This window comes from Streptomyces longisporus (assembly GCF_039532765.1).
Lineage (GTDB): Bacteria > Actinomycetota > Actinomycetes > Streptomycetales > Streptomycetaceae > Streptomyces > Streptomyces longisporus.
Window position 1 is genome coordinate 87,219 of record NZ_BAAASG010000012.1, and the last position, 21,842, is coordinate 109,060.

General features: G+C 71.1%; 16 protein-coding genes. 10 read left to right on the plus strand and 6 right to left on the minus strand.

What is annotated here, in order from left to right; translation table 11 throughout:
- Nucleotides 1-3: 3 nt before the first annotated feature.
- Entirely contained in the window at nt 4-1,338 is a 1,335-nt protein-coding gene (locus tag ABD355_RS26075) for a hypothetical protein (RefSeq protein ID WP_344403090.1), read from the minus strand.
- Nucleotides 1,339-1,549: 211 nt separating this feature from the next.
- Between ABD355_RS26075 and ABD355_RS26080 the strand changes: the two genes are divergently transcribed.
- Together ABD355_RS26080 and ABD355_RS26085 are read left to right on the plus strand one after the other, a co-directional pair.
- Nucleotides 1,550-2,017, plus strand: a complete 468-nt coding sequence (locus tag ABD355_RS26080; protein WP_344403091.1) for a hypothetical protein — start codon at nt 1,550-1,552, stop codon at nt 2,015-2,017.
- A gap of 98 nt (nt 2,018-2,115) precedes the next feature.
- Complete coding sequence (locus tag ABD355_RS26085) at nt 2,116-3,087, plus strand: hypothetical protein (RefSeq protein ID WP_344403092.1); 972 nt, start codon at nt 2,116-2,118, stop codon at nt 3,085-3,087.
- On the opposite strand, the gene ABD355_RS26090 is transcribed toward ABD355_RS26085, so the two are convergent.
- Complete coding sequence (locus ABD355_RS26090) at nt 3,070-4,407, minus strand: aminotransferase-like domain-containing protein (protein WP_344403093.1); 1,338 nt, start codon at nt 4,405-4,407, stop codon at nt 3,070-3,072. The genes ABD355_RS26085 and ABD355_RS26090 overlap by 18 nt on opposite strands.
- Before the next feature lie 91 nt (nt 4,408-4,498).
- On the opposite strand from ABD355_RS26090, the gene ABD355_RS26095 reads away from it, so the two are divergent.
- The 6 genes from ABD355_RS26095 (at nt 4,499) to ABD355_RS26120 (ending at nt 12,838) form a co-directional block, all read left to right on the plus strand.
- Complete coding sequence (locus tag ABD355_RS26095; protein WP_344403095.1) at nt 4,499-5,245, plus strand: alpha/beta fold hydrolase; 747 nt, start codon at nt 4,499-4,501, stop codon at nt 5,243-5,245.
- A gap of 35 nt (nt 5,246-5,280) precedes the next feature.
- Entirely contained in the window at nt 5,281-6,276 is a 996-nt protein-coding gene (locus ABD355_RS26100) for an endonuclease/exonuclease/phosphatase family protein (protein ID WP_344403096.1), read from the plus strand.
- A gap of 73 nt (nt 6,277-6,349) precedes the next feature.
- Entirely contained in the window at nt 6,350-8,284 is a 1,935-nt protein-coding gene (locus ABD355_RS26105; RefSeq protein ID WP_344403097.1) for an FUSC family protein, read from the plus strand.
- 227 nt (nt 8,285-8,511) lie between these two features.
- Entirely contained in the window at nt 8,512-10,407 is a 1,896-nt protein-coding gene (locus ABD355_RS26110; RefSeq protein WP_344403098.1) for a VWA domain-containing protein, read from the plus strand.
- A gap of 129 nt (nt 10,408-10,536) precedes the next feature.
- The gene (metG, locus tag ABD355_RS26115; protein ID WP_344403099.1) at nt 10,537-12,252 is read left to right on the plus strand and encodes a methionine--tRNA ligase; all 1,716 of its coding nucleotides are present in this window, start codon (nt 10,537-10,539) and stop codon (nt 12,250-12,252) included.
- A 109-nt stretch (nt 12,253-12,361) separates the two neighbouring features.
- Nucleotides 12,362-12,838 (plus strand): hypothetical protein, encoded by a 477-nt coding sequence (locus ABD355_RS26120; RefSeq protein ID WP_344403100.1) that lies wholly within the window; start codon nt 12,362-12,364, stop codon nt 12,836-12,838.
- A gap of 75 nt (nt 12,839-12,913) precedes the next feature.
- On the opposite strand, the gene aspS is transcribed toward ABD355_RS26120, so the two are convergent.
- Nucleotides 12,914-14,677: an aspartate--tRNA ligase gene (aspS, locus tag ABD355_RS26125; RefSeq protein WP_344403101.1), complete on the minus strand. Its 1,764-nt coding sequence runs from the start codon at nt 14,675-14,677 to the stop codon at nt 12,914-12,916.
- 155 nt (nt 14,678-14,832) lie between these two features.
- Between aspS and ABD355_RS26130 the strand changes: the two genes are divergently transcribed.
- Nucleotides 14,833-16,998, plus strand: a complete 2,166-nt coding sequence (locus ABD355_RS26130) for a SpoIIE family protein phosphatase (RefSeq protein WP_344403102.1) — start codon at nt 14,833-14,835, stop codon at nt 16,996-16,998.
- A 177-nt stretch (nt 16,999-17,175) separates the two neighbouring features.
- On the opposite strand, the gene ABD355_RS26135 is transcribed toward ABD355_RS26130, so the two are convergent.
- The 3 genes from ABD355_RS26135 to ABD355_RS26145 form a co-directional block, all read right to left on the minus strand.
- Complete coding sequence (locus tag ABD355_RS26135) at nt 17,176-18,222, minus strand: AI-2E family transporter (RefSeq protein WP_344403103.1); 1,047 nt, start codon at nt 18,220-18,222, stop codon at nt 17,176-17,178.
- 97 nt (nt 18,223-18,319) lie between these two features.
- Nucleotides 18,320-19,291: a pirin family protein gene (locus tag ABD355_RS26140; protein WP_344403104.1), complete on the minus strand. Its 972-nt coding sequence runs from the start codon at nt 19,289-19,291 to the stop codon at nt 18,320-18,322.
- A 105-nt stretch (nt 19,292-19,396) separates the two neighbouring features.
- The gene (locus ABD355_RS26145) at nt 19,397-19,864 is read right to left on the minus strand and encodes an SseB family protein (protein ID WP_030939169.1); all 468 of its coding nucleotides are present in this window, start codon (nt 19,862-19,864) and stop codon (nt 19,397-19,399) included.
- A 150-nt stretch (nt 19,865-20,014) separates the two neighbouring features.
- Between ABD355_RS26145 and ABD355_RS26150 the strand changes: the two genes are divergently transcribed.
- Complete coding sequence (locus ABD355_RS26150) at nt 20,015-21,841, plus strand: acyl-CoA dehydrogenase (RefSeq protein ID WP_344403105.1); 1,827 nt, start codon at nt 20,015-20,017, stop codon at nt 21,839-21,841.
- The last annotated feature ends 1 nt before the right edge of the window (nt 21,842 follow it).

Consider the following 21,842-nt stretch of genomic DNA (forward strand, 5'->3'; position numbering starts at 1 on the left):
TGCTCAGCCCTGGGTCTGCAACTGCCGAAGCTGCCGCTGCACATGGTCCAGCGCACCCTGCTTGCGCCCCGGCACCCGCGAGCGCAATTCGGCGAGCGACGCTCCGAGTTCCCGCGCCGCGGCCGCGTCCCGGACCTGCCCCCACTGGTGATGCGCCCGGTCCACGGCCGCCTCCACGGCGGGCGCGTCCGCCGCCTGCCCCGCCGCCAGCCGCGCGGCGGCCACGCCGAGCCAGGTCCGGCAGCTGCGCACCGGATCCCCGGCGAACATCGCCAGGTCCGCCCGCACTTCGGCCCAGTGCAGGGCCTCTTCGGACCCCGGTCCGTGCGCACGTACGGCGACTTGCTCGTGGTGCGCGGCGAGAGCATCGGCGTCGAAGTGACGGCCGGACCGGACGGCGGCGGAGATGGCGGAGTGCGGATCGGCCTCTCGCTTGTCGGCCTCACCGCCAGGGCGCCGGTCAGCATCACTCAGCCCGTCCGCACCGTTCGAGCGCCGGTCAGCATCACTCAGCCCATCCGCACCGTTCGAGCGCCGGTCAGCATCACTCAGCCCATCCGCACCGTTCGAGCGCCGGTCAGCATCACTCAGCCCATCCGCACCGTTCGAGCGCCGGTCAGCATCACTCAGCCCGTCCGGCGTTTGAGGACGAGGCCGTTCAGGCCGATACGGGGGTCTGGGGGCGAAGCCCCCAGGGACGGGACCACCCACTCCAGGCGCGCCCAGCACCAGGTCCGCATACCCCTCCACGCCCACCCGGCCCAGCGCCTGCTGATGCAACTGCTCCGCAGGAGGCCGCAGCCCACTGCGCAGAATCGTCGCCACGGCCTTCATGTACGCGGGTACCGCCACCGCCCGCCGCGACGGCGGAGGCGCCACACGCCCGTAAACGGCATTGTTGCGCCCCGAGTCGAGCGGGTTCGCCCGAAGCCACTCCCATGCCTCGGCATCCGCATGCAAGTCCAGGAACAGCGTGGTGGAACCGACCGCCCGCAGCCGCAGTTCCTCCCGGATCCAGTGCCACGGCAGCCCGGTGTAGCGCACCGTCGCGGGCGTCGTACGGGCCAACGCCAGGTGCGGCAGCCGCTGGCGGCGGTCGAGCTGCAGCTGCCCGGTGACGAAGACGGTGAGCGGCCCCGGAGCCCCCGCGGCGGCCCGCAGCCGGGTGAGCACGGCCTGCGGTTCCAGCGGGTCGGCGAGCTCGACGACGTTCGCGGTGTCCGTGCCGGACAGTACGGCGGGCGGGACGGCCGCGAGGACGGGAAGCACGGACGCCGCGTCCACCAGGCACCCCTTGCCCGCCGGCGATGCGGCGAGCAACAGCACGGTTCCGGGCATCGTTCCCTCCCCATCCCCCGTCGATCACTTACGGCAGCACCGTAACCGCTGCGGGTGCAAAGGCGGGCGCCAGGACCGAAACCCGGGCGCCGGACCGCGCGCCGCGGCCGAGCGGACCGCACCAGGGAACTGGCCACGCCCACCGACTTGCCAGGCGTCTCCTCCAGGTGTGCTCTGGTAGGCAGGGGCGAGGAGAGAGAGGAGTGCTCTCATGGCTCACGTGGCACCCACGTCCGGCGGAATGATGAGCAAGGTCAGGCTGAACCGCGCGGCCCGGCCCACTCGCACACCCGACCTTTTCGACGAGCGGGTCCACACCCTGGGGCGGTACGGCATCCCCGTGGCCCTCGGGCTCGTCTACGGCTTCTGGGCCGCGGCCAACCGGCGCGGCGGTGGCGACATCACCGGCTGGAACATCCTGTTCGGCTTCGTCACGGCGGCCGTGTTCATCGTGCTGTGCATCGCCGTCGCGACGTTCGCACCGCTGCTCAAGCGTGAACTGCACTCACTGGTGAAGTCCGGCTTCGCGGGCGCCGCGGTCGCCTTCCTGTACAGCCAGACCGGCGAGTCGGTCTACCGCTCGGTGGCCCTGGGCGTGGTCGTCACGGCGGGCATCTTCCTGGTGTTCTTCTACCGCTACTACACGCGCGAGGACGCCGTCGGCAACCGCATCCGCTGACCGGCACGAGGGCCTGTCCGGGGCGCGGCGCACCCGGACGGAACCCATATGGGGGCGCTGGGCTCGCGCGCTCCGCCCCCGGGCCGTTGCCTGGAGAGGTGGCCCCCAAGCGACCTGAGCGCCTGCGGCACGCCCTGTCGGCGGCACTGATCGCCCTGGCGTGTCTGCTCGCGCCGTGCGGCACGCTCGCGGCCTGGGCGGCGTACGACCTGACCGACACCAGCCGCTACGTCACGACGATGGCACCGCTCGCCGGGGATCCCGCCGTGCGGGACGCGGTCGCGGACACCGTCGGCGCCGGGATCATGCAGCAGGTCGACGACCTGGGGGACGTACGTCCGCTGCGGGGCAGCGTGCGCCCCTTCGTGCACGACGCGGTGCACTCCTTCACCGGTACCGAGGCCTTCCGGCTGGCCTGGGACTCCGGGAACCGGGCGGTCCACGACGCGGTGCTGCGCGCCCTGCACGACGAGAGCGACCGCGACGTCACCGTGGACCTCGCCCCCCTCACCGCTCAGGTCAAGCGTCAACTCGCCGTGGAACACGTCCCGTTGGCGAACCGCATCCCGGTCGAGCACACCGAGGTCGCGGTGCTGCCGGCCCAGGAGCTGGACCGCCTCCGGAAGGGATTCCACGTGCTGGAAGTCGCTGGTTTCTGGCTGCCGGTGGCGGCCGTCGTCTTCGCCGTGACCGGGATCGCCGTCGCCGCCTGCCGCCGCCGCGCGGTCACCGCGACCGCCCTCGGCACGGCACTCGGCGGCGCCCTGCTCGCCCTCGCCGTCACCATCGGCCGCCACTTCACCCTCGCCGACCTCCCCGACGAGGCCCAGCAGCCGGCCGCGGCCGCCGTCTACGACGCCCTGACGTCCACCCTCCGCCAGGCGTGCTGGCTCCTGATCACCCTGGGCCTGACGGTCGCGCTGGCAGCCTGGCTCACCGGACGCTCCCGGAGCAGCAAGGCCGCGCCCCATGGGGGCGCGGGGCAGCATCGATCTGCGGCTCCGCCGCGGGGCGCGACCAGCCACGAAGCACCCGCAGACGAATCCCAAGACCTACAACGGAGCCCTTAGAGCCAGGCCGGCAAGCACCCGCAGGGCCCGATCCAGATCAGGCACAGCAGCAGACGCCAGACCAAGCCTGACCGCATCCGGCGTCCGTTTGGAGTCGACCACAAAAGCAGTCCCCGGCGTGACGGCAATCCCGTGCGCAGCCGCAGCCGCGGTAAACGTGTCCGCCCGCCACGCCGCAGGCAGCTCCCACCAGGCGAAATACGCCCGCGGATCACACCGCACCCGAAACCCCTCCAGATGCTCGGCGACCAGCCGCTGCCTGCGCGCCGCATCCTCCCGCTTGGCCGCAACCAGCCGCTCCACCGTCCCGTCCCCGATCCACCGCACTCCTGCCTCCAGCGCGAACCGCCCGGCACTCCACCCCCCGGACCGTACGGCCGCCGCCACCGCCTCCACCCGATGCGCCGGTACGACGAGAAAGCCGGCCGTGAGCCCGGGCGCGACCCGCTTGGAGAGGCCGTCGACGACATGGGTGAGGTGGGGGGCGTACGCGGCGAGCGGATCGGCGGCCTCGGCCGGGTCGGCGAGGAAGGACCAGATGCGGTCCTCCACGACGGGGATGTCCAAGCCGGTGACGACCTCGGCGAGTTCGCGCCGCCGTACCTCGCCCGTCGTCACGGACGTCGGGTTGTGCAGGGTCGGCTGGACGTACAGCGCCGACAGGGGAGCGGCCCGGTGGGCGGCCGCGACGGACTCCGCACGCAGCCCGCCCTCGTCCGTGGCCAGCGGGACCAGCCGGACGCCCAGCCGACCCGCGATCTCCTTGACCAGCGGATACGTCAGCTCCTCGACCCCCACCCGGCCGCCCGGACGGACGAGGGAGGCGAGGGCGGCCGCGATGGCCTGGCGGGCGTTGCCGGTGAAGAGCAGCCGGTCGGGGGCCGGGCGCCAGCCGGGGGTGGCGAGCAGCGCCGCCACCGCCTCGCGGGCCTGCGCGGTCCCGGCGGCGGGGGCCGGGCGCAGGGCCTCGGTGAGGACGTCGGGGCGCAGCATCGGCGCGAGGGCGGGGGCGAGCAGCTCCGACTGGCCGGGCGCGGAAGGGTAGTTGAGCTCCATGTTCACCGGGGCCGCGGTCGCCGGTTCGGTGAGCGCCCGCCCGGCGGGTCCGGTCCGGGCGGCCCGTACGAAGGTGCCCCGGCCGACCTCGCCGACGACCAGCCCCCGCCGCACCAGCTCGCCGTACGCCCGCTCCGCAGTGGAGGCCGCGATCCCGTGCCGCCTGGCGAACTTCCGCTGCGGGGGAAGCCGTTCGCCCGGCCGGAGCCGTCCGGCGGCGATGTCGTCGGCTATGCGGTCGGCTATCCGCCGGTACGCGTCCACTGGCCCCCCTGTTTGCTGCCGTTGTCCGGCATTGCACCGAGGGCAAAGATCTTATTGCACTGAGGAGTCGGCCCGCCCTAGGGTCGATGCCATGCCGATCCCGCTGGTCCTCGTCCACGGCCACCCCTTCGACCACACCATGTGGAACCCGCAACTGGAGGCGTTCTCCGGCTCCCGCCGGGTGATCGCCCCCGATCTGCGCGGCTACGGCGCCTCCCCCTCCTCTGCGGAGGTCACGCGCTTCGAGCAGTTCGCGCAGGACCTCGCGGCGCTGCTGGACGAGCTGGGGGTGGAGTCGTGCGTGCTCGCCGGGCTCTCCATGGGCGGCCAGATCGTCATGGACTTCTACCGCCAGTTCCCCGCCCGCGTCGGCGGCCTGGTCCTCGCCGACACCTTCCCGGCGCCGGAGACACCCGAGGGCGTCGAGGTGCGTCACGCCATGGCCGACCGCCTGCTGCGGGAGGGCATGCGCGGATACGCCGACGAGGTCCTGGAGAAGATGGTCGCGCCGTACGCCTCCGCCGAGGTCAAGGCCCACGTCCACCGCATGATGACGGCCACCCGCCCCCAGTCCGCCGCGGCCGCCCTGCGGGCCCGCGCCGGCCGCCCCGACTACCGCGAGCTGCTCACCACCGTCACGGTCCCGGCCCTGGTCGTCGTGGGCGCCGACGACACCTACACCCCGGTCGCCGACGCCGAGGCGATGCATGCGGCGCTCCCCGACTCGACCCTCCATGTCATCGAGGGCACGGCCCACATGCCGAACCTGGAACGGCCCAAGGAGTTCAACGAGGCGCTGGAGAGTTTCCTGGCGCGCATCGACTCCGCCGGGGGATGATTCGGGCATCCCACTCGTGAGCGGAGGGCCCGGACGTGGACACTGCGGCTGCCGAGTGGACCACTGAGCGCGAGGGCGAGCCGGTACGGCGGGCCGGGCGGCGCTTCGCGGCCTGGTGCGCGGGGCTGCTGCTGGCCGCGGTGAGCGTGGTCGTCGGCTGCCGGGTCGCCGACAGCGACGGCTTCACCCCGGTCCCCCAGGTCCTCGCCTTCCTGCCCTGGCTGCTCGCCCCCGCCGGGCTGGCCCTGCTCCTCGCGCTGCTGGGCCGCTGGCGCCTCGGCATGATCTGGGCGCTCGTCGTCCTCGGTCTGCTGGCGTGGTTCATCGAGCCGTACGGGAAGACGGACGAGCCGGGCGGCACCCCCGTCGCCGAGTTCCGGGTGCTGACCTCGAACGTCGAGTTCGGGCGCGGCACCGGCTCCCTCGTCCCCGAGATCCGGCGCCACAGGCCGGACCTCGTGTTCGTGGAGGAGTGCGAGTACACCTGCCAGGCCCGGCTGAAGCAGGACTTCGGCACCGACTACCCGTACCGGCAGGCCGTGGCGGCCGGCGGCAGCCACGGCTCGATCATCCTCAGCCGCTTTCCGCTCAGGGGCACGGCGGGCGTGACCGGGACCATGGGCATGCCCGGCGCCGTCGCCGAGGTGCGCGGACATGCCGTACGGCTCCAGCTCGCCCACCCCATGCCGCCGCTGCCCGGGCAGGTCGACCTCTGGCGCCGGGAGCTCGGACGGCTGCGGGACGCTGCCGCCGCCCGTACGCCCATGATCCTGGCCGGCGACTTCAACGCCTCCCAGGACCACGCCGCCTTCCGCCGCATCCTCGACACCGGCCTGCGCGACGCCGCCCGCCTCACGGGCCACCCCCGCACCCCCAGCTGGCCCGCCCGCACGGCCCCGACCTTCGGCACCCAGATCGACCACGTCCTCGTCTCCCGGGACTTCTCGGCGACCAGCGCCCACTTCCTCGACCTGACCGACACCGACCACCGCGCGCTGCTGGTGGACCTCACGCTTCACCGGCGCGGATGATCCGGACGGTGGCGATCGGAGGGGGAGATCATCGGGGCGTAGATGATCGGCGCGGGCTGCTCATAATGGGCGCATGTCCCGAGAGTTCCCCGCCGGCCTCACCCCTCCCGACTGGCTGGTAAGGAACCTCCGGCCCCAGCAGGCCCCGGTGAACTGGGCCGCCGTGGCCCGCGCGGCGACCGCGATGGCGCTTCCGCTGGCGATCGGCCTCGCGGCCGGCCGGCCCGCGTACGGTGCGCTGGCCTCCATGGGCGCCCTGTCCGGTGTCATCGGCGACACCGCGGACGCGTACCGCATGCGGATCCTCAACATCGCGATCCCGCAGCTGTTCGGCGCGATCGGCGTGACCCTCGGCTCGCTGGCGTTCGGGCACGGCTGGATCGCCGTCGCCGCGGTCACCGGTGTCGCGCTGGTCTCCGGGATGATCTCGACGATCGGGGCGGTCGCCTCCGTGTCGGGGCTGCTGCTGCTCCTCAACTCCGTGGTGGGCGCGGGACTGCCGATGCCGGGCGACTGGTGGCTCGCGCCCGTGCTGATGTCCGGCGGCGGCCTCCTCGTCCTCCTTCTCGCGCTGCTCGCCTGGCCCCTGCGGTCCGGGGTGCCGGAGCGGGCGGCGGTCGCGGACACCTACCGCACGGTGGCCGCGCTGATGGCCGCCTGCGGCACTCACGAGTACGACGCCGCCCGCCACGCCGTCACCCAGTCCCTGAACCAGTCGTACGACCTCGTCCTCGCCCGCCGCGCCCGCCACCACGGCCGCAGCCCCGAACTCACGCGCTTGCTCGCCCAGTTGAACGCCATCACCCCGGTCGTGGAGGCCGCCCCCGCCGTCCGCCTCAGCGATACGGCCCTCCCTCCGGAGGTCCCCGAGGCCGTACGCCATCTCGCGCAGGCCGTGGAGACCGGCTACAGGGGACCGATAGGGCTGCGGCTGCCCGTGCCGACGTCGGAGACCGCCCGCGCCGTCGACCACGCCCTGCGGCACGCCGCCGAGGTCGTCACCGCGCCCGACGTGGACCCGAGGGGCATCGACGACCGCCTCGGGCGCCCGGCGGCCCTGTCGATCCGCGCGGCCCGCGCCGCCCGCAACGTCACCCTCTCCGCCAACTCCTGGCGCTACGGACTGCGCCTCGCACTCTGCATCGGCATCGCGCAGGCCCTGGTGTCGATCGTCCCGGTGCCGCGCTCCTACTGGGTCGCCCTGACCATCACCTTCGTGCTGAAGCCCGACTTCGGCTCGGTCTTCTCCCGGGCACTGCTGCGGGCCCTCGGCACGGTCGCGGGCCTGGTGATCGCCGCTGCGGTGCTGGCGGCGGTACCGCGCGGCTGGTGGGACGTACCGGTGATGCTGGTCCTCGCCCCGCTGATCCCCGCGCTCACACCGCGCGGCTACGGCTACCAGACGGCCGCCATCACACCCGTGATCCTGCTGCTCTCCGACGTCCTGAACCACCAGGGCACCGCCCTGCTCCTGCCCCGCCTGGTCGACTCCCTCATCGGCTGCGGCATCGCGCTGGTCGCCGGTTATCTGCTGTGGCCGGAGAGCTGGCACACCCGCGTCGGCGACCGGCTCGCGGACGCGGTCGCGGACACCGCCCAGTACGTCGAGTCCGCCTTCGGCGACGGCACCGAACCGGCTGCCCGCGCCCGGATGCGACGCCGCCTCTACCGCGATCTGTCCGTCATCCGTACCGAGTTCCAGCGCGCCCTGACCGAACCACCACCGACCGGCCGCCGGGCCGCCGCCTGGTGGCCGCTGGTCGTCGCCGTGGAGCGGATCGTGGACGCCACGACGGCCGCGGCGGTACGGGTACGGCACGGGGCGGCCACGCCGTCCGCCGCCGAGGTCCGCCAAGTGACCATGCAGCTCGGCGAGTTGGCGGAGGGGCTACGGGACACCGAGGTCCTGTACCCGGTCCGCACGGACCTCACGGGGCCGGCGGGCAGCGTGCTGGAGCCACTGCGCCAGGAGGTGGCGGCGGCCCGGGCGATCGCGTCCCCGCACTGAGCCCTGCGCCGACTGCGCGCCCGCGGCCAGGACCCGGGGAATCGGCCCACCAGGCACCGGCGTACCGGCAGCGGCTGGAACACCAGGCGTCCCCGTTGACGCGTGGTTGACACGAGTGGCCGTACTGTCCCTTGCCCCTGCCCAAGATCGCTATCTGGGGCCGCTAACCTTACGTGTCCGTCCTGGCCAGGGATTGACGGGATCAACTCACGCGAAGGGTTGCGCACATGGGCATTCTCACTCTCCTGCGGAACGCGTTCGGCAGGTCACGCAAGGGGCGTGCCGCCGAAGCAGAGGGTGCGGACCTCACCCCTTCGCACGCTCCGGAACCGACGGTCCCGGCCCCCTCCCCCGAACCGCAGCCGACACCGTCCGCCCAGGTCCCGGAACCGCGCTCGTCGTCCACGGAGGACCAGGACGAGCACGAACTGGTCTCGGCGGCCTTCGACAACGTCACGGTCCCGAGGCCGTCGGAGCCGGTGGACCGGGTGACTGCGGAGACGGAGGTCGAAGAGCCGACCCCCCAGCCCGAGGAGCAGCCGGAACCGCCCACCGGGGCTGCCGCGCCCGAGCCGGTCACGGGGACCGAGCCTGAGACTCCGGAACCGGCCGCCCCCGAGGAGCCGGAGCCGTCCACGGCACCGGAGGAGACCACGAAGCCGGTAGCGGCTGCCGAGCCGGAGCCCGAGGCAGTGGCGGAACCCGAGCCGGTCGCAGAGGCGGTGACGGAGGCCGAGCCCGAGCCGGTCGCGGAGGCGGCGACGGAGGCCGAACCCGAGCCGGCCGCAGAGGCGGCGACGGAGGCCGAACCCGAGCCGGTCGCGGAGGCGGAAGCCGAGGAACCGCAGCACACCGCCGAGCCCGCAGGCGCCGAGGCCGAGGCCGATGAGCCCGCGGCCGCCGACGGCGAGGAAGACCCACAGGGGCCACCCGCAGCCGACATCGAAAGCAGCACGGGTGGTGCGGGTGGGAACGACTCCACCGAAGGCGAAGCCGAGGCGGCACCCGAGCCGGCGGCGGAGCCGACGGCCGCCGCGGCCGACGAGCCGGTGGCCGCCGACGGCGAGAAGGCCCCACAGGGACCACCCGCAGCCGACATCGAAAGCAGCACGGGCGGTGCGGGTGGGAACACCGAGGGCGAAGCCGAGGCGGCACCCGAGCCGGCGGCGGAGCCGACGCCCGCCGCGGCCGACGAGCCGGTGGCCGCCGACGGCGAGGAAGACCCACAGGGGCCACCCGCGGCCGACATCGAAAGCAGCACGGGTGGTGCGGGCGGGAACACCGAGGGCGAAGCCGAGGCGGCACCCGAGCCGGCGGCGGAGCCGACGACCGCCGCGGCCGACGAGCCGGTGGCCGCCGACGGCGAGAAGGCCCCACAGGGGCCACCCGCGGCCGACATCGAAAGCAGCACGGGTGGTGCGGGTGGCAACACCGAGGCCGAGGTCGAAGCCGAGGCGGAGCCCGAGCCGGCCCCGGAGCCCGCGGCCGCCGCGGCCGACGCCGACGCCCCCGCCGCCGCCCTGGCGAAAGCCGGCCTCACCACCGCCCGCGCCAAGGTCTACCTCGTACTCGACCGCTCCGCGAGCATGCGCCCGTACTACAAGGACGGCTCCGCCCAGGCCCTGGCCGACCAGACCCTCGCCCTCGCCCAGCACCTGGACCCCGCCGGCAGCGAGAACGCCTCCGTCCACGTGGTCTTCTTCTCCACCGAGGTCGACGGCACCACCGACCTCACCCCGGCCTCCCCCCAGACCGCCGTCGACGACGCCCACGCCGGCCTCGGCCGCATGGGCCGTACCAGCTACCACGCCGCCGTGGAAGCGGTCCTCGCCCACTACGACGCCCACACCCCCGACGCGAAGACGCCCGCCCTGGTGATCTTCCAGACGGACGGCGCCCCGGACGCCAAGACCCCCGCGACCCAGGCCCTCACCGACGCCGCGAAGACCCACCCCTCGGTGTTCTTCTCCTTCGTCGCGTTCGGCGACCACGACAACAAGGCCTTCGACTACCTCCGCAAACTGAAGACCGACAACACGGCCTTCTTCCACGCGGGCCCCACCCCCCTGGAGCTCACGGACGCGGAGCTCTACGACGGCGTACTGATCGACTGGCGTCCGTAACGCCTCCGCCCGGTGCCGCCCGCTTCCCACCCCGTAAAACGGGAAGCGGGCGGCACACCCATGTCGGCTACGATTTCAAGGTTCGCAAAGAACCAAGAACCCCGAAATCCGACCTGGGAGCAGCCCCCGATGGCTCGACACCTCATCACCAGCGCCCTTCCGTACATCAACGGAATCAAGCACCTGGGCAACATGGTGGGGTCCATGCTCCCGGCGGACGTGTACTCCCGGTACCTCCGCCAGCGCGGCCACGACGTCCTGTACATCTGCGCGACGGACGAGCACGGCACCCCCGCCGAGCTCGCAGCCAAGGAGCAGGGCCTCCCCGTAGCGGACTTCTGCGCCCAGGCGCACGACGCCCAGAAGGCGGTCTACGACGGCTTCGCGCTCGCCTTCGACTACTTCGGCCGCAGCTCCTCCCCGCAGAACGTCGAGATCACCCAGCACTTCGCCCGCCGCCTGAACGAGAACGGCTTCATCGAGGAGCGGGCGATCCGCCAGGTCTACAGCCCGGCCGACGGCCGCTTCCTGCCGGACCGCTATGTGGAGGGCACCTGCCCGCACTGCGGCTACGACAAGGCTCGCGGCGACCAGTGCGAGAACTGCACCCGCGTACTGGACCCGACCGACCTGATCAACCCGCGCTCGGCGATCTCCGGCTCCACGGACCTGGAGGTCCGCGAGACCAAGCACCTCTTCCTCCTCCAGTCCAAGCTGGAGAACGAGGTGCGCGAGTGGGTGGCCCGCCACGACAAGGACTGGCCGCAGCTGGCCTCCTCCATCGCCCACAAGTGGCTGACCGAGGGCCTGCACGACCGCGCGATCACCCGCGACCTGGACTGGGGCGTCCCGGTCCCGGCCGACACCTGGCCGGAGCTGGCCGCGGAGGGCAAGGTTTTCTACGTCTGGTTCGACGCCCCGATCGAGTACATCGGTGCGACGAAGGAGTGGTCGGACCAGGACCCGTCGACCCGCGACTGGAAGTCGTGGTGGTACGACGTCGACAACGACGTCCGCTACACGGAGTTCATGGCGAAGGACAACGTCCCCTTCCACACGGTGATGTTCCCGGCGACCGAACTCGGCGTCCGTGAGCCGTGGAAGAAGGTCGACTACGTCAAGGCCTTCAACTGGCTGACGTACTACGGCGGGAAGTTCTCCACGTCCCAGAAGCGGGGCGTCTTCACCGACCAGGCCCTGGACATCCTCCCGGCGGACTACTGGCGCTACTTCCTGATCGCCAACGCCCCCGAGTCGGACGACTCGTCCTTCACCTGGGAGCACTTCACGGCCACGGTGAACAAGGACCTGGCGGACACCCTCGGCAACTTCGTCAACCGCGTGCTGTCGTTCTCCAAGAAGCGCTTCGGCGAGGAGGTCCCGGCGGGCGGCGAGCCGGGGGAGGCGGAGGCGAAGCTGGGCGAGCAGATCGCGGAGCTCCTCGCGGAGTACGAGTCGCAGCTGGAGTCCCTCCAGTTCCGCAAGGCGGCCGCGGCCCTGCGCGCCCTGTGGTCGGCCGGCAACTCCTACCTGGAGGAGAAGGCCCCCTGGCTGGAGATCAAGACGAACCAGGACGGCGCGGCCCTGACCCTGCGCACCGCGATGAACCTGATCCACCTCTACGCGGTGGTCTCGGAACCCTTCATCCCGACGACCTCGGCCGCCATGCGCCAGGCCTTCGCCCTCCCTCAGGACACCGCGACCTGGGTCTCCCCGACGGATGCGAAGTCCCTCACCGCGGTCCCCGCGGGCACGCCCTTCACGGTCCCGCCGGTCCTGTTCGCCAAGCTGACGGACGAGGACCTGGAGACGTACAAGGAGCGCTTCGGCGGCGAGCCCGCGTAACGCCGTTCTGTGGAGATCGACCGCCGTCTCGTGAATCTTCGGCGAGGTCAATGGTGTCCTCATCGACGACTGGGGGATATTGCCACGCCGCATACGTAGGGTGTGCGCCATGGCAGTCCCCGAGGTCATACCGATCTCCTACGAACCGCACGGCCGGGCCGAGGCCATCGGCCGCTATGCGGACGGCCAGTTCCTGGGCACGGTCACGTACGCCTTTCCGCGCGGGTACCGTCCGGACGACGGCTGGGAAAACGAAAAACGCCTCTTCGCGGTGCTCCACACCTTCGATGCCGAGGGCAACCACCGCGACTCGGAGATCTGGTGTGCCGGCACCTGGGCCGAGCAGCAACGCAACCCGCACGGCGACGACTCGGTTCTCACCCGCGCCCGTGTGCATCTGGCGAAACTGCTGCGCAGCCTGCCCCGGCGCTCCTACACGGACATCGCGATACGCCCGTTCCAACTCACCGTGGACGGCGTGCTGTTCGGTCTGGTGACCGGCCAGGACGAGGAGGGCGGCTGGGCCGAGCTCTACCCGGACCGTCTGTTCTTCGCCTCGCCCTGGGACGGCTCGTACGACACCTAGGACTGGCGGAACCCGGCAGAAACAAGCGAAGGGGCTCGAAACCGGCGCCGGTTTCGAGCCCTTCCCTACCGCTTGCTACTTCGGCTGCGGCTTGCGCACCGACAGGTGCAGCTCCTTCAGCCGCGCCTCCTCCAGCTCCGTCGGGGCGCCCATCATCAGGTCCTGGGCGTTGCCGTTGAGCGGGAAGGCGATGGTCTCGCGGATGTTCGGCTCGTCGGCCAGCAGCATGACGATGCGGTCGACGCCGGGGGCGATGCCGCCGTGCGGCGGGGCGCCGAAGCGGAAGGCGCGCAGCATGCCGGCGAACTTCTCCTCGACGGTGTCACGGTCGTAGCCCGCGATCTCGAAGGCCTTCAGCATGATCTCGGGCTCGTGGTTCCGGATCGCGCCGGAGGACAGCTCGACGCCGTTGCAGACGATGTCGTACTGCCAGCCGAGGATGTCCAGCGGGTCCTGGGTCTGAAGGGCCTCCAGGCCGCCCTGCGGCATGGAGAAGGGGTTGTGCGAGAAGTCGATCGCGCCGGTGTCCTCGTCCTTCTCGTACATCGGGAAGTCGACGATCCAGCAGAACCGGAAGACGCCCTCCTCGAAGTGCCCGGCGCGCTTGGCGGCCTCGACACGGACCGCGCCCATGATCTTGGAGACCTCGTCGAACTCGCCCGCGCCGAAGAACACCGCGTGCCCGGCGGCCAGCGACAGGCGCTTGGTCAGCTCGGCGACGTTGTCCTCGGTGAGGAACTTCGCGATCGGGCCGGAGAGCGAACCGTCCTCGGCCACGCGCACCCAGGCCAGGCCCTTGGCGCCCTGCGAGACCGCGAAGTCGCCGAGCTGGTCGAAGAACTTGCGGGGCTGCGCGGAGACGTCCGGCACCGGCAGCGCACGCACGTGCTTGCCGGCGAAGGCCTTGAACTCCGAGCCCTCGAAGATGTCGGTGATGTCGACGAGCTCCAGCTGGGCCCGCAGGTCCGGCTTGTCGGAGCCGTACTTCAGCATCGACTCGCGGAACGGGATCCGCGGGAAGGGCGAGGTGACGTGCCGGCCGCCGCCGAACTCCTCGAACAGCTCGGTCATCAGCTGCTCGATCGGCCGGAAGACGTCCTCCTGCTCGACGAAGCTCATCTCGACGTCGAGCTGGTAGAACTCGCCCGGCGAACGGTCCGCACGGGCGTCCTCGTCACGGAAGCAGGGCGCGATCTGGAAGTAGCGGTCGAAGCCGGAGATCATCAGCAGCTGCTTGAACTGCTGCGGCGCCTGCGGCAGGGCGTAGAACTTGCCCGGGTTGAGGCGGGAGGGCACCACGAAGTCACGCGCGCCCTCGGGGGAGGTGGCGGACAGGATCGGGGTCGCCATCTCGTTGAAGCCGAGTGCCGTCATCTTGTGCCGGATGGCCGAGATGACCGCCGTACGCAGCATGATGTTCTTGTGCATGCGCTCGCGGCGCAGGTCCAGGAAGCGGTACTCCAGGCGCCGCTCCTCGTTGACCCCGTCCTCGGTGTTGATCGTGAAGGGGAGCGGGGCGGCCGCGCCGAGCAGCTCGACCTCGCCGACCTCGACCTCGACCTCACCGGTCGGCAGGTCCGGGTTGACGTTCTCGGTGCCCCGGGAGACGACCTTGCCGTCGACGCGGACCGTCGACTCCTTGGTCAGCTTGTCGAGGGCCTCGTAGGCCGGGGTGCCCGGACGGGCCACGAGCTGCGTGATGCCGTAGTGATCGCGCAGATCGATGAAGAGGATGCCGCCCAGGTCGCGCCGATTGTGCAGCCAGCCACTCAGCCGGACGTCGGTGCCGACGTCAGAGGAGCGGAGCTCGCCGCAGGTGTGGGACCTGTACCGATGCATCGTCGTTCATCCAGTCTTCGCGGATCGGGGGCTGTGTTTCAGGGTGTTTCACGTGAAACAACCCCCAGGGTACCGGGCACCCCGAGATCGGCTCCCCACCATTAAGAGTGGACAATCGGTGGCACTCCTCGATCACCTCTCCATAAAGTGGGGCAATGCGCACTGGTGAGCCTCTGCCCGCCGTGGGGGAGGTTCTCGCCGCCCTCGCGACCGGCCTGTGGCACTGGGACACCGCCACCGAACTCGTCACGGTCGACGCCGAGGCGGCTCGGCTGCTGGGTCTGCCCGCCGAGCAGACCACCCTCACGGAGGCGAAGGCCCGGGCCCGGCTCCATCCGGTGGACTGGAACGAGATCATCGCCGTCGTCGGGCTCGCGGTCGCCGAGGGCACGCTGGCCGAGGTGCGGATCCGGATCATGGACGAGCACGGCCGGGTGATCCGTGTCGTGCGCTCCCGCTCCAAGCCGTCCTTCGACCCCGAGAAGAAGTCCTTCCAGCTGATCGGCACCCTTCAGGAGGTCACCGAGCCGACCCCGGGCACACCGGCCGGGCGCAGCGCCGTCACCGGCGACTGGCGGCGTTCCAGGGAGGCGTTCCTGCTGGACGCGGGCCGGGCGCTGGCCGAGGCGCGGTCCACGGAGGAGGTGCTGCGGGTCGCGGCGGGTCTGTCGATGCCGGGGTTCTCGCCGGACGGGCTCGCCGTGTTCAGCGTGCAGGGCGACCGGCTGAGGATCATCGGTCACCACGGCCACCAGCCCGGTGACGAGGGCCCGTTCTCGCACATGTCGCTGGACACCGACTACCCGGCCGCCGAGGTGGTCCGTACGGGCCGCGCCGTCTATCTCTCCACGCCCCAGCAGTACAAGGCCCGCTATCCGGTCACCTGGCCGCTCGCCTCGACCTTCGGCCGCCACTCCTGGGCGTTCCTGCCGCTGACGGTGGCGGGCCGCACGATGGGCGCCTGGATGGCGGCCTTCGCCTACCCGGTGACCTTCAATCCGGACGAACGGTCGGTGCTGACGACGGTGGCGCGCATGCTCGCCCAGGCGCTGTCGCGGGCCGGCGCCGCCGAGACCGAGCGTGCGCTGACCGACGGTCTGCAACGCTCGATGCTGCCGACCCTCGGCCCGCAGATACCGGGCATGAGCGTCGCCGCCCGCTATGTGCCCACCGGCGGCGGCCTCCAGGTCGGCGGCGACTGGTACGACATGATCCCGCTGCCTGGGGGCACCTCCCGAACGAAGTTTGGGGGAGGCCGGATCGCCCTGGTCATCGGCGACGTCCAGGGCCATGACGTGCGGGCGGCCGGCCTGATGGGCCAGCTCCGGATCGCCCTGCGCGCGTACGCCTCCGAGGGCCACCGCCCCGACGCGGTGCTCTCCCGCGCCTCCCGCTTCCTGCACGGCCTGTCGGACGGCGCCACCCGGCCCGGGGCCGCCGAGGAGGACGCCCTCGCGGACCTGCGCTTCGCGACCTGTCTGTACGTCGAGGCCGACCCGGCGACCGGCACCCTCGACATCGCCCGCGCCGGGCACCCGGACCCGGCGATCCGGATGGCGGACGGCACGGTGCTGGCCCGTCCGACGGCGGGTGGTCTGCCGCTCGGCATCGACCCGGACGCCGACTATCCGACCACCCGGATCACCCTCGAACCCGGCGAGACCATGCTGATCTGCACCGACGGTCTGATCGAGACCGGCGGGCACGACCTGGAGAGCGGCTGGCAGCGGATCCGCGCGATCCTCGAGGACCACAAGGGCGACCTGGAGGAACTGGCCGACGCCCTGGTGCAGGGGGTCCATGGCCCCTCCTCCCACCACACCACCGGGCCCCTCGCGGACCGGCGCGAGGACGACATAGCCGTACTGCTGCTGTCCCGGCCGGAGGGCTGCGACGAGACGGTGCTCGTGCCGCCGAAGGTCCGCCGCACCATGCTGTCCGTCGCGCAGGCGGAACCGGAGCGGGTGGCGGTGGCCCGTCAGCACCTGCGGGAGCTGCTGCACGACTGGCCCTCGCCGGACCAGGTCGACTCGGCGGTGCTGCTGGTCTCCGAGATGCTCACCAACGTCCTCGTGCACACCGACGCCGACGCGTTGCTGCTCGCGGAGGTGCGGGGTGAGCCCGGTGGCCGCCGGATGCGGATCACCGTCACGGACACCAGCGACGCCCTCCCGCACAAACGCCGCCCCGGCGAACTGGCCTCATCAGGCCGCGGATTGATGCTCATCGAACTACTCGCGGACACCTGGGGCGTGGACCCGCAGGGCGAGGGCAAAAGCATCTGGTTCGAGCTCTACGAATCCGACGGCTCCGGCACCTGACAGCCCACCTCGTGCACGACGGCGAAGGTGCGGGGCGAGCCCGCGGCCGCCGGATGCAGATCACCGTCACGGACACCAGCGACGCCCTCCCGCACAAACGCCGCCCCGGCGAACTGGCCTCATCAGGCCGCGGGGCGTGGACCCGCAGGGCGAGGGCAAAAGCATCTGGTTCGAGCTCTACGAATCCGACGGCTCGGGGACCTGATACCGCGCCCGCAGTTCGTGCACGACGCCGAAGGCGGCGGCGGTGAGCGGCACGGCGAGCAGCATTCCGAGTACTCCGGCGACGGAGGCTCCGGCGGTGATGGCCACCATCACCATCGCCGGGTGCATCTGCACCGTCCGGCTCTGGATCACGGGCTGCAGCACGTGCCCCTCCAGCACCTGGACCGCGAGCACCACCCCGAGCACCCAGAGCGCGATCACGAACCCACGGTCGGCGAGCGCGACCAGCACGGCGACGGCACCGGAGATGAAGGCGCCGAGGTAGGGAATGAAGGCCCCGACGAAGACGAGCGCGCCGAGCCCGACGGCACCGGGCACGTCCAGCACCAGCAGCCCCAGGGTGATGCAGACGGCGTCGATGAGCGCGATGAAGCTGGTGCCGCGCATGAAGCCCTCGACGGCCTCGTAGGCGCGGCGGGCCATGGCCTCGAGCGTGTCGCCGCTCTCCCCGGGAGCGATTCTCCTGATCAGGTCGGAGGCCTTGTGCGAGTCCCGCAGGAAGAAGAAGACGAGGAAGAGCGCGAGGACCGCCATGGCGATGGTCTCGCCGACGACGCTGACCCCGCTGATGACATTGGAGGCGGCGGTGCCCCCGAACTTGGTGAGGAGTCCCCTGGCGTTCGTGGCGAGGTCGTCCAGGGAGGTGCCCGCGGCCCCGAAATGATCGGCGACGCCCTGGGCCGCGTCCTTCAGTGAGGCGACGATCTGGTCACCGGTGTCGATGAGCGCGGCGACGACGATGTACACGGCACCGCCGACCACGGCCACGACCGCGACACAGGTGAGCCCGGCGGCGACCGACCGATTGACCCTGGCCCTGACGAGCCGCCGGTGCAAGGGCCCCAGCAGGGCGGTCCCGAGCAGCGCGAGCAGTACCGGCGTCACGGCTGTGCGGAACTGCGAGCACAGCAGGACCCCGACGTACACGACCCCGGTGACCAGCAGGATCACGGCGCACCAGGCGGCGAGCCGCCGGACGGGGTCGGGGAGGAGCTGCACGCGTCCAGCGGATCATGCCCGCCCTTGCCGTGTCCTGCGCGGACGGACCAGCCGGGTGAGATCCCGGTGGTCCGCCCGCGCAGGGTCCCAGCGAGCCTTACAGGCCGCCCTCGGTCATCCCGTGCACGGCCGGGATGGTCCCCAGCCGGCCCTTCTGGAAGTCCTCGAAAGCCTGCTGGAGTTCCTCGCGGGTGTTCATGACGAACGGGCCGTAGTGGGCCATGGGCTCCCGTATCGGCTGTCCACCCAGGAGCACGACCTCCAGGTCCGGGGTGTGCGAGTCCTGCTTCTCGTCCGCGCGGACGGTCAGCGCGGAGCCCGCACCGAACACGGCGGTCTGGCCCAGCTCGATCGGCCGGCGCTCGGCACCGACCGCGCCCCGGCCGGCGAGGACGTACGCGAGGCCGTTGAAGTCCTCGCGCCACGGCAGGGTGAGCTCGGCACCCGGCGCCAGCGTCGCGTGGATCATCGTGATCGGCGTGTGCGTGATGCCGGGGCCCTGGTGGCCGTCGAGCTCACCGGCGATGACCCGCAGCAGGGCACCGCCGTCCGGGGTCGTCAGCAGCTGAACGTTTCCACCGCGGATGTCCTGGTAGCGGGGGGCCATCATCTTGTCCCTGGCCGGGAGGTTCACCCACAGCTGCAGCCCGTGGAAGAGGCCGCCGGACATGACGAGCGACTCCGGCGGGGCCTCGATGTGCAGCAGGCCCGAGCCCGCGGTCATCCACTGGGTGTCGCCGTTGGTGATGGTGCCGCCACCGCCGTTGGAGTCCTGGTGGTCGAAGATCCCGTCGATGATGTAGGTGACGGTCTCGAAGCCGCGGTGCGGGTGCCAGGGGGTGCCCTTGGGCTCGCCCGGCGCGTACTCCACCTCGCCCATCTGGTCCATCATGATGAACGGGTCGAGGTACTTGTAGTTGATCCCGGCGAACGCCCGGCGCACCGGGAAGCCCTCGCCCTCGAAACCGCTCGGCGCGGTCGTGACAGCGAGCACGGGACGCGCCACGGCGTCGGCCGGAGCGGCCACACGGGGCAGGGTCAGCGGGTTCTCGACGGTCACTGCAGGCATGTCGGTACCTCCTTGTGCGGCCAGTTTAGTTGAGCATTGAACTTTCTGCCACCCGTAACAGAGAAAGCCCGGAGGGCATTCCCTCCGGGCTCCCACAGGCGGTGGTCAGCCGTACATCCGGCGCATCGCGAACTCGACCATCTGCTCCACGGCCTTCGCGTCGAAGACCATGCGGTGCTCGCCCTCCATGTCGAGGACGAAGCCGTAGCCGGTGGGGAGCAGATCGATGACCTCGGCCCCCGTGATCACGAAGTACTTGGACTCCTTGCCCGCGTACCGGCGCAGCTCCTTGAGCGAGGTGAACATCGGGATCACCGGCTGCTGGGTGTTGTGCAGGGCGAGGAAACCCGGGTTGTCGCCGCGCGGGCAGTAGACCTTCGACGTGGCGAAGACCTGCTGGAAGTCCTCCGCGGACAGCTGGCCGGTGGTGAAGGCCCGTACCGCGTCCGCGAGGGACGGCGGAGACGGCTCGGGGTACAGCGGCTGCTGCTGCCCGTAACCGCCGGGGCCCTGCTGCGGCTGGGCGTACTGCTGCTGAGCACCCGCACCCACGTTCTGGTCGTAGCCGTACATGTGCGCAAGAGTACTGAGTCACAGATGACCCATTCGGGGTTGCTTCTTATTACCGACGGGTAGCATCATCGTAGCTACTTGTTGGTACGTGAACTAGCGCGAGGAGCTACACCCGGTGCCTCGCCGATCTCTCTAAACGGAGCCGTCGCCATGGGGCACTACAAGTCGAATCTGCGCGACATCGAGTTCAACCTCTTCGAAGTCCTCGGTCGGGACAAGCTGTACGGCACCGGCCCGTTCGAGGAGATGGACGTCGACACCGCCAGGAGCATCCTCGAGGAGCTGACCCGCCTCGCGGAGAACGAGCTGGCGGAGTCCTTCGCGGACGCCGACCGCAACCCGCCGGTCTTCGACCCGGAGACGAACACCGCCCCGGTCCCGGCGTCCTTCAAGAAGAGCTACCGGGCCTTCATGGACTCGGAGTACTGGCGTCTGGGCCTGCCCGAGGAGATCGGCGGCACCACCGCCCCGCGCTCCCTGATCTGGTCGTACGCGGAGCTGCTGCTCGGCTCGAACCCGGCCGTGTGGATGTACGCATCCGGCCCGGCGTTCGCCGGCATCCTCTTCGACGAGGGCAACGAGGTCCAGAAGCACATAGCCAAGATCGCCGTGGAGAAGACCTGGGGCTCCACCATGGTGCTCACCGAGCCCGACGCGGGTTCGGACGTCGGCGCCGGCCGCACCAAGGCGATCCAGCAGGAGGACGGCTCCTGGCACATCGAGGGCGTGAAGCGCTTCATCACCTCCGGTGAGCACGACATGGAGGAGAACATCCTCCACTACGTCCTCGCCCGCCCCGAGGGCGCCGGCCCCGGCACCAAGGGCCTGTCCCTCTTCCTCGTCCCGAAGTACCTCTTCGACTTCGAGACCGGCGAGCTGGGCGAGCGCAACGGCGTGTACGCGACGAACGTCGAGCACAAGATGGGCCTGAAGGCCTCCAACACCTGCGAGATGACCTTCGGGGACAAGCACCCCGCCAAGGGCTGGCTGATCGGCGACAAGCACGACGGCATCCGCCAGATGTTCCGCATCATCGAGTTCGCCCGCATGATGGTCGGCACGAAGGCGATCTCCACGCTGTCGACGGGCTACCTGAACGCGCTGGAGTACGCCAAGGAGCGCGTCCAGGGCCCCGACCTGGCGAACTTCATGGACAAGACCGCGCCCAAGGTCACCATCACGCACCACCCGGACGTCCGCCGCTCGCTGATGACGCAGAAGGCGTACGCGGAGGGCATGCGCGCCCTGGTGCTCTACACGGCCTCCCTCCAGGACGAGATCCAGGTCAAGGAAGCCGCCGGCGAGGACACCAAGGCGCTGGAGGCCCTGAACGACCTGCTGCTGCCGATCGTCAAGGGCTACGGCTCCGAGAAGGGCTACGAGCAGCTCGCGCAGTCGCTGCAGACCTTCGGTGGCTCCGGCTTCCTGCAGGAGTACCCGATCGAGCAGTACATCCGCGACGCCAAGATCGACACCCTGTACGAGGGCACCACCGCGATCCAGGGTCAGGACTACTTCTTCCGGAAGATCGTCCGCAACCAGGGTGCGGCGCTGAACTCCCTCGCGGAGGAGATCAAGAAGTTCCTGGCGCTCGGCGAGGGCGGCGAGGAGCTGGCCGGCGCCCGCGAGCACCTCGCGAAGGCCGCCGTCGAGCTGGAGGCCATCGTCGGCCTGATGCTGACCGACCTCGCGGCCACCGAGCAGGACGTCAAGAACATCTACAAGGTGGGCCTGAACACCACCCGCCTGCTGCTCGCCTCCGGTGACGTGGTCGTGGGATACCTGCTGCTCAAGGGTGCCGCGATCGCCACCGAGAAGCTTCCGACGGCCTCCGCCAAGGACAAGGCGTTCTACACGGGCAAGATAGCGGCGGCGAAGTTCTTCGCGGCCAACGTCCTGCCGGGCGTCACCGGCGCCCGCAAGCTCGCCGAGAACGTCGAGCTGGACCTGATGGAGCTGGACGAGGCGGCGTTCTAAC